This window comes from Nesterenkonia sp. F (genome assembly GCF_000220985.1).
In the GTDB taxonomy this organism is placed as follows: domain Bacteria; phylum Actinomycetota; class Actinomycetes; order Actinomycetales; family Micrococcaceae; genus Nesterenkonia.
In genome coordinates this window covers 1-12,795 of sequence record NZ_AFRW01000051.1, presented here as the reverse complement: position 1 = coordinate 12,795, position 12,795 = coordinate 1, and the positions used below count along the sequence as shown (strand labels likewise).

Here is a 12,795-nt window from a genome sequence, read left to right as displayed (position 1 = left end):
GTCGCGCACGGCGCCGTCGATGCGCAGCACCGGCACCTCCTCGGCGTGCCGAGCGGCGAGCTCCTCGTCGGCGCTGATGTCGAGCTCGCGGACGGTCAGGTCGAACTCGGCGCAGACCTCGCCGGCGACGGCGAGGGCCTCCGCGCAGAGATGGCAGCCGGGGCGGGTCAGCACCTCGACCAGCGGACCGGCGTCGGGATCGGGCATGGCGATGTCCTCCGGGATCGGGATGGGGGGGGTCGGATCGACGACGCCGTCCGGACGGCCGCCCGGACGGACTCCTCCATGGAACCACGATCGGGGCGCCGGACCCTCCCGGGCGACTGGTCAGTCGAACCAGGGGTCGAGACCGTGATGCGGGAAGATCTCCCGGCGGGTGAGCATCACCGCGCGGTCGACGGCGTCGCCCGGATCGTGGCCGTTCGTCCAGGAGCGCCAGCCCAGGTGGACCCCGTCGTCCATCCGCTCCGGAGCCTCCACCCCGCAGCGGGCGCGCACCTGCTCGCGCCAGACCTCCGGCGTCGGCGTTCCCAGCGGGATCGGGCAGCCGGCGACGACGGCGGTCAGCTGCGTCCAGCTGCGCGGCACGACCCCGGCGACGGCGTACCCGCCGCCCCCGGTGGCGATCCACCGGCCGCCGCAGTGCTGCTCGGCCAGATGCGCGACGTCCATGGCCGCCTGCCGCTGGGCGTCGACGCTCAGCCGCAGGTCGGTCAGCGGGTCCTCGGCATGCGAGTCGCAGCCGTGCTGGGAGACGATCACCGCCGGCTCGAAGGCTTCGACCAGCTGCGGGACCACGCCGTGGAAGGCGCGCAGCCAGCCGGCGTCGCCGGTGCCGGCCGGCAGCGCGACGTTCACCGCGGTGCCCGCGGCGTCGCCGGTCCCGCTGTCCTGCGGGAAGCCGGTTCCGGGGAAGAGGGTGAGTCCGGACTCGTGCAGCGAGATGGTCATCACCCGCGGCTCGTCGACGAAGATCGACTCGGTGCCGTCGCCGTGATGGGCGTCGAGGTCCAGATAGAGCACCCGAGGCACCCCGCGGTCGAGGAGCCGGCGCACCGCCGCGGCGGCGTCGTTGTAGACGCAGAATCCCGCCGCCCGCGAGCGGGCGGCGTGGTGCATCCCCCCGGCGACGTTCACCGCGCGGGCCGCCGCCCCGGAGAGCACCGCGTCGACGCAGTCCAGACTGCCCTGCACGATCCGCGCCGAGGCGGTGTGGATGGCGTCGAAGACCGGGTTGTCCTCAGTGCCGAGCCCGTGCGCCTCGGACGGTGTGCCGTGGGCGCCGGCGGCGCGGACGGCCTCGATGTAGTCGGCCGAGTGCACGGTCAGCAGGTCCTCGTCGGCGGCGACCCCCGGGGCCAGCACGCTCACCCGCGGATCGTCGAGGATCCCCATCTCGCGACAGAGGTCCACGGTGAGCTCCAGGCGCACCGGGTCCATCGGATGCCAGGGGGCGTGCCGATACTCGAGCAGGTCCGGATGCCAGACGACCGCCATGGGCTCGGCGGCGTGGAAGGAGCGGCAGGTCACATCGCGAGCCTACGACACCGGCGACGCCGAGCACGAGCCGGCCGCATGCGCCCGACGCCGCGGCCGCGCGGCGCTCACATGTGGTCGGCGAACTGCTCCAGCTTCCGCACGTCGCCGGAGACGATGATCGTGTCGCCGGGCGAGACCAGCGTCTCCGGCTGGGCGTAGACGAATTCCCGGCCCGGGGACTTCACGCCGACGACGTTGACGCCGTGGCGGCTGCGCGGCTGGCACTGGTCGATCGTCTTGCCCTGCAGGTCCTTCGGCGGGTGCATCTTGACGATCGCGAAGTCGTCGTCGAACTTGATGAAGTCCATCATCTGCCCGGAGACCAGGTGGGCGGCGCGCACGCCGGCGTCGTGCTCGGGGTAGATGACGTGGTGGCAGCCGATCCGTTTGAGGATCTTGCCGTGGGCGGGGTTGATGGCCTTCGCCCAGACGTGGTCCACGCCGAGGTCGACGAGGTTGACCGCGATGAGCACCGAGGACTCGATCGAGGTGCCCACCCCGACCACGGCGGCGTCGAACTCCTCGGCGCCGATCTGGCGCAGCGCCTCGATGTCGGTGGCGTCGGCCTCGATCACGTGGGTCAGCGCGTCGGCGTGCTTCTGCACCAGGCCGCGGTTGCGCTCGACGGCGAGCACCTCGCGGCCCTGCGCGACGAGCTGGTAGCCCAGGGCCACGCCGAAGCGCCCCAGCCCGACGATGAGGATGGGACGGTTGCGCTGCTGGCGGCGATCACCCAAGGATCGGCCTCCCCTCTGGATAGCGGTATCGCGTGCTGCGTTGACGCACGGTCAGCGCGGCGGCGAAGGTAATGATGCCCACACGGCCGGCGAACATCAAGCCGGTCAGGATGTAGAGGCACGACGGCGGCAGTTCGGCGGTGAGCCCGCTGGTCAGTCCGACCGTCGCGAAGGCCGAGATCGACTCGTAGAGCGGGCGCTCCATGTCCTGGCCGGTGATGGTCATCAGCGACAGCGTGGAGAGCAGCACCAGCGTCGCGCCCATGGCCACGACCGAGACCGCCACGCGGACGGCCGAGGCCGGGATGGTGCGCTCGTGGGCGGTGGACTCGGCGTCGCCGCGGGCCTCGGCCAGGAAGGCCAGCCAGATCACCGCGATGGTGGTGACCTTGATGCCGCCGGCGGTCGAGGCCGAGCCGCCGCCGGCGAACATCAGGGCGTCGGAGATCAGCTTGGTCTGCGGATTCTCCAGATTCGACTCCACCACCGAGAAGCCGCCCGAGCGCATGTTCACCGAGGCGAAGAGGGCGTTCTGCAGCTTCTCGAGGAAGCCCATCTCACCGATGGTCTGGGCGTTGTTCCACTCCATGACCGCGTAGAGCCCCGCGCCGGCGACCATCAGCAGCACGGTGACCTCCAGGGTCAGCCGGGTGTGCAGGTTCCAGCGGCTGTGGCGCAGCCGGGTGCGCCACAGCGCGAAGAGCACCGGGAAGCCCAGACTGCCGAGGAACACCCCGATCATGATCGCCCAGATGCTCAGCGGATCGTGGTCCAGGCCCGCCAGCCCCTCGGAGTGGATGACGAACCCGGCGTTGTTGAACGCCGAGATCGCGTAGAAGACCCCGTGCCAGGTCCCGCTGAGGACGTCGCCCTCCAGGTGGATCAGCCGCGGCACCAGCACCAGCGCCAGCGCCGCCTCGATGATCAGCGAGATGGCGATGACGATCTTGATCAGGCTGGTGACCTCGCCGAGCTGGTCGGTCTTCCAGCCCTCCTGGGCGATCTTCTTGGTCTTCAGCCCCAGGCTGCGGGTGACGCTGGCGGCCAGCAGCGAGGCGACGGTGAGGATGCCCAGTCCGCCGACCTGGATGGCCACGATGATCACGATCTCGCCGGCCAACGACCAGTGGTCGGCGGTGTTCACCGGCGTCAGTCCGGTCACCGACACCGCCGAGGTGGCCACGAACAGCGCCTCGTGCAGCTCGGCGGGCCGCCCCGACTCGGTGGCCCAGGGCATCATCAGCAGCGAGGTGAACAGGGCGGTGACGACGGCGAAGATCAGCAGCGCCGCACGGGCCGGCGAGCTGCCGGCCACGCGGGCGATCCAGCCCCTGAACTGCGACCACGGCCCTCGAGCGGTCGCGACCCCGGGATCTGTCGTCATGGCGCTCAGCTTAGACCTCGCCGCGCAGCCGGGTGGTCATCTCCCGCGCACGTGACGCGCTGGCGCCCACCGCCGCGCGCACTGCGGCCGGCACCTCGTGCGCCTCGAGGGCGTCGATCGCCCGCTCGGTGGTGCCGTTGGGCGAGCACACCGCCTTCCGCAGCGCAGCGGCGTCGGCGGTGCCGGCCGCACGGTGCTCGACCAGCATGGTCCCGGCGCCCTGCACTGTGGCGGCGGCCAGGTCGGCGGCCAGCTCCGGGTCCAGGCCCAGCTCCACCCCGCCGGCGGCCATGTGCTCGGCCAGCAGGAAGGCATAGGCCGGCCCCGACCCCGAGACGCCGGTCAGCGCGTCGATCTGCACCTCGTCGACGACGTGGACGGCCCCGCAGGCGGACAGCAGCGACTGCACGGTCTCCACCTGCTCGGCGGTGACATGGGTGCCGGCGGCCAGACCGACGACGCCCTGCCCGACCGACAGCGGGGTGTTGGGCATCGACCGGATCACCGGCTGCCCCTCGGCCAGCGCGGACTCGAGCATGGCGACGTCGACGGCGGCGGCCACCGAGACCACCACCGCGTGCGGAGCCAGCGAGTCGGCGATCTCCTCGGCCAGCGCGACGATGCCGTGGGGCTTGACGCCCAGCAGCACGACGTCGGCGCCGTCGACCGCGCGACGATTCGCCACCGCGTCCGACTCCTCGGAGAGCACCTCGACGCCCAGCTCCTCGGCGCGGGCGGCGGCCGAGGCGCTCGAGCGCGTGGTGGCCACGACGTCCTCGCGGGCGACCGGACCGGCCAGCAGGCCGGACAGGATGGCCGCGTTCATCGAGCCGAGTCCGAGCATGGCGATGCGCATCAGAGGTCCTCTCCTCGTCGGGGCGGTGTCGGGGCGGTGTCGGGGCGGCGTCGGCCGGTGGACGGGCTCATCCCGTCGTCGGCCGCTGCCCCAGGTGTCTGCGGGCGAACTCCAGCGATTCTGCCAGCATCCGCTCCCGCTCGCCCACTCCGCGGGCGGCGCGGGTGGCCACCTCCACGGCGACGACGCCGTCGAAGCCGCCGTCGCCGAAGTCTGACGCGGCGATGATCTCCAGGGACTCGGCCACCGGCTGCTCGCCGCGGCCCGGCACCAGGTGATCGTCCTTGAAGCCGTTGGACCAGCCGTCGGTCAGATGCACGTGCCGCAGCCGGGAGCCCAGCGCCCGGCAGGCGGCCGCCGAATCCGACTCGGCCGTCGCCGCATGCGAGAAGTCCCAGGTCACATGTGGATACGGCTGGTCCACCGGGTCCCAGTGCGGCAGGTACATCGTCGCCTCGCGGGTCCCGGCACGCCAGGGGTACATGTTCTCCACCGCGAAGCGCACTCCGGTGGAGGCCTCCAGCTCGGCGATGCCCTCGGCGAAGCGCTCGGCATAGCCGGTCTGCCAGCGGAACGGCGGGTGGGCGACGACGGTGTCGCAGCCGACGTCGACGGCCAGCCGGGCGCTGCGGCGCAGCTTCTCCCAGGCCGACCCCCAGACCTGCTGGGTGAGCAGCAGCGTGGGAGCATGGACGGCCGTCAGCGGCATCTCGAAGCGACGGACCAGGTCGTTCAGCACCTGCGGCGACTGCGTCTCCGCCCGGTGGGTGACCATGACCTCCATGCCGTCGTAGCCGAGGTCCGCGGCGACCGCGAAGCCCTCGGCGACGCCCAGAGGGTAGACCGACGACGTCGACAGCGCCACCGGGATCGGCCGGCGGGAGCGTCCCGACGCCGTGCCGGCGGGGCGCTCAGCCGCGGGCATGCTCGACCGCCGCTCGTGCCGAGGCGAGGCCGGACCCCCGCGGGGTGACCAGCTCGCGCCGCAGGTCCACATGCCCGACGCCGGGCGCCTGCGGGATCTCCACCGCCTGGTCCAGGATCAGCGAGTCCAGACGACGCAGGATCAGCCCCTCGCGCAGCGCCCAGGGACAGATCTGCAGCTCCTCGATCTCGAAGGCGCGCATCGCCGCCTCGGCGGCCACCGCCCCGGCGAAGACCTGCCGCGAGCGCATCTCCGAGACCCCGGGCAGCTGCGCCCGCTGGGCGGCGGTCATCGGCCCGAGCTTCTTCACCAGGGCTTTGAGATCTTTGTGGGCCAGCGTGCGGCGCACGTACGGTCCGGCCGCCGAGGGCGCGGCTCCGGTCATCCGCGCCAGCGAGCGGAAGGTCTTCGAGGTGGCCAGCACCTCGGTGTTCGCGTCCAGCGTCGGGAACTCGCGGCGGGCGGCCCCGATCTCCTCACGGACGTAGGCCTTCAGCTCCTTGATCTGCGTCTTGCTGGGCGGATCGTCGGGCAGCAGGTCGCGGGTCAGCCGCCCGGCGCCCAGCGGCACCGACAGCGCAGTGGACGGCAGCTCGTCCTGGCCGTAGGCCATCTCGAAGGAGCCGCCGCCGATGTCCAGGTTCAGGATGTGCCCGGCGCTCCAGCCGCGCCAGCGGCGGGCGGCGAAGAAGGTCGTCGCCGACTCCTGGGCGCCGCTGAGCTCCATGAGCTCGACCTCGGTCTCCTCGGCCACCCGGGCGAGGACCTCCTCGCCGTTGGCGGCCTCGCGGAGGGCCGAGGTGCAGAAGGACAGCAGGTCCTGAGCCCGGTGCCGGGCGGCGAAGCGCGCCGCCTCGTCGATGAACCCGAGCAGCTCGTCCTGGCCCTCACGGGTGATCGCGCCGTCGTCGTCGAGATGACGGACCAGCGACAACGGTCGCTTGTGGGAGGCGAAGGGCTCGGGCTTCGCCCCGATGTGGGCGTCCACGAGCAGCAGGTGCACAGTGTTCGAACCGACGTCCAGCACGCCCAGTCTCATCCGATGATGGCTCCTATGCTCCGCTCGAGGTCGTGGTGCGGGACCCCGAGGACTTCTTCGCAGCGGACTTCTTCGCAGCGGGCTTCTTCGCCGCAGTCGAGGACTTCGGGCCGGAGGACGTCGAGGCCGACGACTTCCCTCCGCCCTTCGGGGCCGGCGCCTTCGCGCGCTTCTCGGCCAGCAGCTCGAAGGCGCGCTCCTTGGTCAGCGACTCCACCGAGGTTCCGCGCGGCACCGTGACGTTGATGTCTCCGTCGGTGACGTAGGGACCGAAGCGGCCGTCCTTGACCACCACCGGCTTCTCGCTGGTGGGATCGGCGCCGAACTCGGCCAGCGGCTTGGCCGCCGCCCGACGGCCGCGCTGCTTCGGCTGGGCGTAGATGGCCCGGGCCTCCTCCTCGGTGATGGTGAAGAGCTGCTCCTCCGAATCCAGCGACCGCGAGTCCGTGCCCATCTTCAGATAGGGCCCGTAGCGGCCGTTCTGCGCGGTGATCTCCTCGCCGTCGACACCGGTGCCGACCACCCGCGGCAGGGAGAGCAGCTTCAGCGCATCGTCGAGGGTGACCGTCTCCAGGCTCATCGACTGCAGCAGCGAGCCGGTCCGCGGCTTCGGCTTCTTGGGCTTCTTCTTCGGCTTGGGGTTGCCGTTCTTGTAGTACTCGGTCGGCTGAGCGTCGAGATGGGCCTGGACCTCCTCGTCGGTCATCTCCTCGATCACCTCGGTGACATAGGGCCCGAAGCGGCCGTCCTTGGCCACGATCTCCCGACCCGTCTGCGGGTCGGTGCCCAGCACGCGGCCGGAGAGCTGCGCCTGGGCGAAGAGCTCCTCCGCCCTCTCCGCGGTCAGCTCGTCCGGAGCCAGGTCCTCGGGCAGATTCGCGCGCAGCGGATCCGAATCCTCCCCGCCCTCGGGGTTCGGGCGCTCCAGGTAGGGGCCGTAGCGGCCCACGCGCAGCGTCACGCCCTCGACGATCTCCATCGAATTGATCGCCCGGGCGTCGATCTCGCCGAGGTTGTCGACGACGTCGCGCAGCCCCTGGGCGCCGTCGTCGGCGCCGAAGTAGAAGGCCTGCAGCCAGGCCTCGCGCTCCACCTCGCCGCGGGCGATCCGGTCGAGGTCGTCCTCCATCCGGGCGGTGAAGTCGTAGTCGACGTAGCGGCCGAAGTGCTCCTCCAGCAGACGGATCACCGAGAAGGCCGTCCAGGAAGGCACCAGAGCCGATCCGCGCTTGGTCACATAGCCGCGGTCGACGATCGTCGAGATCGTCGGCGCGTAGGTCGAGGGACGGCCGATCTCGCGCTTCTCCAGCTCGGCGACGATCGAGGCCTCGGTGTAGCGCGCCGGCGGCGTGGTCTCGTGGCCCTTGGCCTCGACGTCCTCTCCGGTGAGCGCGTCGCCCTGCTCGAGCTTCGGCAGCCGCTTGGAGTCCTCGCGACCCTTCTTCGCACTCTCGTCGCCCTCGCCGGAGGTCTCGGCGACCTCCTCGTAGGCGGAGAGGAAGCCGGGGAAGGTGATCACCGTGCCGGAGGCGCCGAAGGTCGCCCGGCGCCCGTCGGTCGCCTCGCCGGTCAGCCGCACGGAGGCGGTGAAGCCCTTCGCGTCGGCCATCTGCGAGGCGATCGTCCGCTTCCAGATCAGCTCGTAGAGGCGGAACTCCTCCTGGGAGAGCTCCCCGGCGACCTGACCCGGCGTGCGGAAGTGGTCGCCGGCCGGGCGGATGGCCTCGTGGGCCTCCTGGGCCGAGTCGTTCTTCGTCGCGTAGAAGCGGGGACTCTCCGGGATCGACTCGGGGCCGTAGAGCTCGGTCGCCTGCCCGCGGGCGGCGGTGATCGCCTCGTTGGACAGCGTCACCGAGTCGGTGCGCATGTAGGTGATGTAGCCGTTCTCGTAGAGCCGCTGGGCGACCTGCATGGTCACCCGCGAGGAGAAGCGCAGCCGGCGCGAGGCCTCCTGCTGCAGCGTCGAGGTGGTGAACGCCGGCGACGGGCGGCGGCTGTAGGGCTTCTCCTCCAGCGAGTCGACGGCGAAGCGCGCCCGGGTCAGTCCGGCCGCCAGCGACTCGGCGGACTCGCGGTCCAGGACGGTGACCTCGGAGGCCTTCCGGGTGGACTTCAGCTGTCCGCGGTCGTCGAAGTCGGAGCCGGAGGCGATCCGCGCGCCGTCGACGGCGGTGAGCTTGGCGGTGAAGGACTCGGCGGCGTCGGTGGTGAAGGTGCCCGAGAGGTCCCAGTAGGAGGCCGGCACGAAGGCCATGCGCTCCCGCTCGCGCTCGACGACCAGGCGGGTGGCCACCGACTGCACACGACCGGCCGAGAGGCCCCGACCGATCTTGCGCCAGAGCACCGGGGAGAGCTCGTAGCCGTAGAGCCGGTCGAGGATGCGGCGGGTCTCCTGCGCGTCGACCAGGTCCTGGTCGATCTGCCGGACGTTGTCCAGCGCGCGGGTGATGCCCTCGCGGGTGATCTCGGTGAAGGTCATCCGGTAGACCGGCACCTTCGGCTCGAGCACCTCCAGCAGGTGCCAGGCGATGGCCTCGCCCTCGCGGTCGGCGTCAGTGGCGAGATAGAGCTCGCTCGCCTCCTTGAGCGCGCGCTTGAGCTCGGTGACCTTCTTCTTCTTGGAGTCCGAGACCACGTAGTAGGGCTCGAAGCCCTCCTCCGGGTTGACCGCGAACTTGCCGAAGGGGCCCTTCTTCATCTCGGCGGGCAGATCGGAGGGCTGGGGGAGGTCACGGATGTGCCCGGCCGAGGCGTCGACCATGAAGTCGTCGCCCAGGTACTTCGCGATCGATCTGCTCTTCGCCGGCGACTCGACGATCACGAGTTTCTTGCCTGCGGAAGCCTTGGCGGGCACTGCTCTCCTCGACGTCGGGTGCGGTCGGTCCCGGGGCCGGAACAGGGCGGAGAGACGGTGCGACGTCCCCCGCGACAGGCCCGTTGCCGGAGCCGGGTGCTCAATATATCAGCCGGCCGCGGCGACGACGCGCGGGCGGCGGTCTCCCCGCCTCAGGCCGCCCGATCGTCCGTGGAGGAGGAGCCTCCGGACTCCTCGCTCAGGCCGTGGTCCTCCAGCGCGGAGACGAAGTAGTGCAGGCGGCGGTCCCCGTCGTCGCCGGAGCCGCCCCGCTCGGAGGTGGTCTCGTACTCCTCCATCAGCTCGTGCAGCCGGCGCATGAACTCCTCGGCCTTCTCCGGAGCCAGCGAGAGCACCCCGGAGGAGAAGATGGGGTAGAGCGTCGGCGGGCGCTCGACGTGCTGCTCGCGACGGTTGATCTCCTCGGAGATGCGCTTCTGCAGCGACTGGATCTGCACATTGGCGTAGGCGTGCTTGGCATGCGCCGAGGAGCCGAAGCCGGAGAGCCGCAGCATCATCGCGGCCGCCTGCCAGTAGCGGCTGCGGCCGTCGCCGTCGTGCTCCGCCCGCCGGATGAAGCCGTACTTCTCCAGCGCACGGAGGTGGTAGCTCATCGACGACGGCGAGACTCGGCAGACGGCGGCCAGCTCCGTCGCGTTGTAGATCCGGTGGGTGCCGAAGAGCTCGTCGAGCGCGGCCAGCCGCGCCTCGTGGGCGAGCGCCCGGATCGCCTGGACGTCGTCGATGACGACCTCCCGGGGCAGCTCGCCGATCGGCCGGCCCGCCGGCTCGTCGACGTCCGGGCGCTCCTCGGCGGGGTCGGCCGGGGTCTCCGGGGCCTCATCTGCAGCGGCTCGAGGTGACATGCCCGGCAGTCTAGACGAGCCGGATGACGCCGACATCACACTCGCGCCCGCGTCTCAGTCTCCGATCCGGTCGGCATGGGCCGTCCTTCACTCCGCCGGCACCAGGAATCCGTCGACGACGAGCTCGAGGACCTCCTCGCGCAGCGAGTCCGTCAGCGCCTCGACGTCGACGACGCCGTCGTCGAGCAGCGCGCCGACGGCGGTGATCAGCTGGTCGGCGGCGAACTCGCCGTCGGCCGCGCCCAGCACCCCGGCCGCGCCGGAGGAGACCGGCCGCACCCGCCGCAGCCCTGCGCCCTGGCGGGCGAGGATGATCTCGGGATCGCTCGCGCCGAAGCGCTGGTGGCGCTCGTCGGTGACGTCGGAGGCGGCGACCAGGCGCTCGCCCAGCACGGCCTCGGGCTCACGGCGGGCCCTGTCGGCCCGCTCGGTCGTGGCCCCGATCGTCGGGCCCAGCGGCTGCTCGACCGGATGGGTGAGCTCCTCGAAGCGGCGCCAGGGCTCGCCGGCCTCGTCGGCGGGGCGGCGGCGCAGCCAGATCATCCCGAAGCCGACCTCGGCGACGCCGCGGAGCCGGAAGTCGCGGAGGTAGGCGGCGTAGCGGCGCCGGAAGTCGACGACGTCGCGCTCCTCCGCGGCGTCCCGCAGCCACGTCTCGGCATAGCCGGGGCCGTCCTGGCGGTCGCGCTGGAGGAACCAGGCGTCCACCGGGGCCGCGGAGCGACCGGCGGAACGTTCGGCGGCGTCGAGGGCGGCGAGCCAGCGCCGCGGCCGGGTCGACCAGTCGGGCCCGGCGGGCACGTCCTCGCCCGCGACAGCGTCCTCGGCGGCGTCCTCGCCGAGGCCGTCCTCCTCTCCCGCCGCCGGGATCTCCCAATTGCCGAGCAGCTGGGCGGTGCCGCCGTCGGCCAGGGCATCGGGCAGCGTGGAGACCAGCTCGGCCATCAGCTCGTCGCCGACGCGGCCGCCGTCGCGGTAGGTGTAGCGCTCTTCGCCGCCGTCGCCGGTGTCCCCGGTCTCCGCCGCGGCGGCCTCCTCCGCAGTCCGCGGCGTGATCACGAAGGGCGGGTTGGAGACGATCAGGTCGAAGCGGCGTCCCGCGACCGGCTCCAGCAGACTGCCGGGGAGCAGCTCCACCCGGTCCTGCAGCCGCCGCGGGTCCAGGCCGAGCGCCTCGGCGTTGAGGATCAGGTTGAAGCGGGCGAAGGCCAGCGCCCGCTCGCTGAGGTCGGTGCCGACGACGTGCTCGGCGTGGTCGAGCAGGTGGAAGAGCTGGATGCCGCAGCCGGTGCCCAGATCAAGCGCCGTCGCCACCCTGCGCCGATGCGTGGTCGAGGCCAGCGTCAGGCTCGCCTGCCCGATGCCCAGCACATGCTCGGGCGGCAGGGCTCCGTCGACCTGGTGGGCGCCGAGGTCGCTGGTCACCCAGAGGTCCGCCGCCGAGGCGCCCTCCCGGGCGGCGCCCACCTGATAGGGGCGCAGGTCGACGGCGGGCAGGACCGGCCCGCCGTCGTCGGGCCGGCCGGAGCCGGCGCCGGCGAGCAGCACCAGGCCGAGCCGCCGGAGCCCGTCCAGTCCGGTCCGCGGGAAGGCCGCGGCCAGCTGGCCGGCGGAGACCTCGAGGTCGAGCAGCCAGAGCGCGGACATCACGGCCGAGGCCGGCGGGTGCTCATCCTGCAGCAGCTGCTGCACGCGCAGCTGGCCGGGCACGATCTGGTCGCGGTCCAGCGCGGCGACGGCCTCCTCGCCGAGCACCGCCGACAGCGCGTCGTTGGTGAACTCGGCGGCGGCCAGGTCGGCGCGCAGCGCCTCCACCAGCGCGACGTCGTCGCTCGTCGGGGCCGCCACGGCGGCGGCCTGCTCCCGGGTCAGTCGGCTCATCGGCGGCGCTCCTTCTCCAGCACTCCGGTGTTCGGGTCGTCGGGGTCCGCGGCCACACGCTCGGCGCAGGCCGGACAGCGCGTCGTCGCCGGCACCTCGACGTGGTCGTCGCAGTAGAGCCGCAGCGTCGAGCAGCCGCGGTCCAGGCAGTTCAGGTATCGGCTGGTCGGCGCCGCGCAGAGACAGCACTCGCCCAGGGTGACCGCATCCTCGGAGAAGCGCATGCTCATCCGCCCGTCGAAGACGTGCAGCTCGCCCTGCCAGTAGCCGGCGTCGCCGTAGGTCTCGCCGTAGCGGACGATGCCGCCGTCGATCTGATAGACCTCGGAGAACCCGCGCCGTCGCATCAGCGCCGAGAGCACCTCGCAGCGGATCCCGCCGGTGCAGTAGGTGACCACCGGCTGATCCTTCAGATGGTCGTATCTGCCGGAGTCCAGCTCGGCGAGGAAGTCGCGGGTGGTCTCGGTGTCGGGGACGACGGCGCCGGCGAACCGGCCGATCTGCGCCTCCATGGCGTTGCGGCCGTCGAAGAAGGTCACCTCGGTCCCCTCCGCGCGCCTGGCCTCGACCAGCTCATGGACCTGCTCCGGGGTCAGGTGCTCGCCGCCGCCGACGACGCCCTGCTCGTCGACCTCGAGCTCCTCGGCGGCGCCGAAGGCCACCAGCTCGTCGCGCACCTTCACCGACAGCCGCGGGAAGTCCTCGGCCCCGCCC

Annotated in this window: 11 protein-coding genes; all 11 read right to left on the bottom strand. The window is 72.1% G+C overall.

Features of this window, described 5'->3' with window-relative positions; translation table 11 throughout:
- Positions 1–207 (bottom strand): glutaredoxin family protein (locus tag GU5_RS0104335; protein ID WP_010524356.1); only part of this gene is annotated, 207 nt, incomplete at its 3' end.
- 120 nt (positions 208–327) lie between these two features.
- The gene (locus tag GU5_RS0104330) at positions 328–1,497 is read right to left on the bottom strand and encodes an acetoin utilization protein AcuC (protein WP_083830304.1); all 1,170 of its coding nucleotides are present in this window, start codon (positions 1,495–1,497) and stop codon (positions 328–330) included.
- Between the two features lie 107 nt (positions 1,498–1,604).
- The gene (locus GU5_RS0104325) at positions 1,605–2,243 is read right to left on the bottom strand and encodes a TrkA family potassium uptake protein (RefSeq protein ID WP_083830306.1); all 639 of its coding nucleotides are present in this window, start codon (positions 2,241–2,243) and stop codon (positions 1,605–1,607) included.
- 25 nt (positions 2,244–2,268) lie between these two features.
- A complete protein-coding gene (locus tag GU5_RS0104320; protein ID WP_029514005.1) occupies positions 2,269–3,660 on the bottom strand; it encodes a TrkH family potassium uptake protein in 1,392 nt (463 codons plus the stop codon).
- A gap of 10 nt (positions 3,661–3,670) precedes the next feature.
- Complete coding sequence (proC, locus tag GU5_RS0104315; protein WP_010524352.1) at positions 3,671–4,516, bottom strand: pyrroline-5-carboxylate reductase; 846 nt, start codon at positions 4,514–4,516, stop codon at positions 3,671–3,673.
- A 67-nt stretch (positions 4,517–4,583) separates the two neighbouring features.
- Positions 4,584–5,441, bottom strand: a complete 858-nt coding sequence (locus GU5_RS0104310; protein ID WP_010524351.1) for a sugar phosphate isomerase/epimerase — start codon at positions 5,439–5,441, stop codon at positions 4,584–4,586.
- The gene (locus GU5_RS13970) at positions 5,428–6,480 is read right to left on the bottom strand and encodes an exopolyphosphatase (protein WP_010524350.1); all 1,053 of its coding nucleotides are present in this window, start codon (positions 6,478–6,480) and stop codon (positions 5,428–5,430) included. The genes GU5_RS0104310 and GU5_RS13970 overlap by 14 nt, the downstream gene beginning before the upstream one ends.
- 13 nt (positions 6,481–6,493) lie before the next feature.
- Positions 6,494–9,334 carry a type I DNA topoisomerase gene (gene topA, locus GU5_RS0104300; RefSeq protein WP_010524349.1) on the bottom strand — a complete coding sequence of 947 codons (2,841 nt, stop codon included), beginning with the start codon at positions 9,332–9,334 and terminating at the stop codon, positions 6,494–6,496.
- Positions 9,335–9,486: 152 nt separating this feature from the next.
- Positions 9,487–10,200, bottom strand: a complete 714-nt coding sequence (locus GU5_RS13965) for a winged helix-turn-helix domain-containing protein (protein WP_010524348.1) — start codon at positions 10,198–10,200, stop codon at positions 9,487–9,489.
- Positions 10,201–10,287: 87 nt separating this feature from the next.
- Positions 10,288–12,081 (bottom strand): methyltransferase, encoded by a 1,794-nt coding sequence (locus GU5_RS0104290; protein WP_010524347.1) that lies wholly within the window; start codon positions 12,079–12,081, stop codon positions 10,288–10,290.
- Positions 12,078–12,795: rhodanese-related sulfurtransferase (locus GU5_RS13960; protein ID WP_010524346.1), on the bottom strand; the 718-nt coding region annotated here is incomplete at its 5' end. The genes GU5_RS0104290 and GU5_RS13960, both read right to left, overlap by 4 nt.

Bases quoted from the DNA above. Each gene is read 5' to 3' on its own strand.
- proC (WP_010524352.1), bottom strand. From the start codon at position 4,516: ATGCGCATCGCCATGCTCGGACTCGGCTCGATGAACGCGGCCATCCTG.
- GU5_RS13965 (WP_010524348.1), bottom strand. From the start codon at position 10,200: ATGTCACCTCGAGCCGCTGCAGATGAGGCCCCGGAGACCCCGGCCGAC.
- GU5_RS0104310 (WP_010524351.1), bottom strand. From the start codon at position 5,441: ATGCCCGCGGCTGAGCGCCCCGCCGGCACGGCGTCGGGACGCTCCCGC.
- GU5_RS0104290 (WP_010524347.1), bottom strand. From the start codon at position 12,081: ATGAGCCGACTGACCCGGGAGCAGGCCGCCGCCGTGGCGGCCCCGACG.
- GU5_RS0104330 (WP_083830304.1), bottom strand. From the start codon at position 1,497: ATGGCGGTCGTCTGGCATCCGGACCTGCTCGAGTATCGGCACGCCCCC.
- GU5_RS0104320 (WP_029514005.1), bottom strand. From the start codon at position 3,660: ATGACGACAGATCCCGGGGTCGCGACCGCTCGAGGGCCGTGGTCGCAG.
- GU5_RS13970 (WP_010524350.1), bottom strand. From the start codon at position 6,480: ATGAGACTGGGCGTGCTGGACGTCGGTTCGAACACTGTGCACCTGCTG.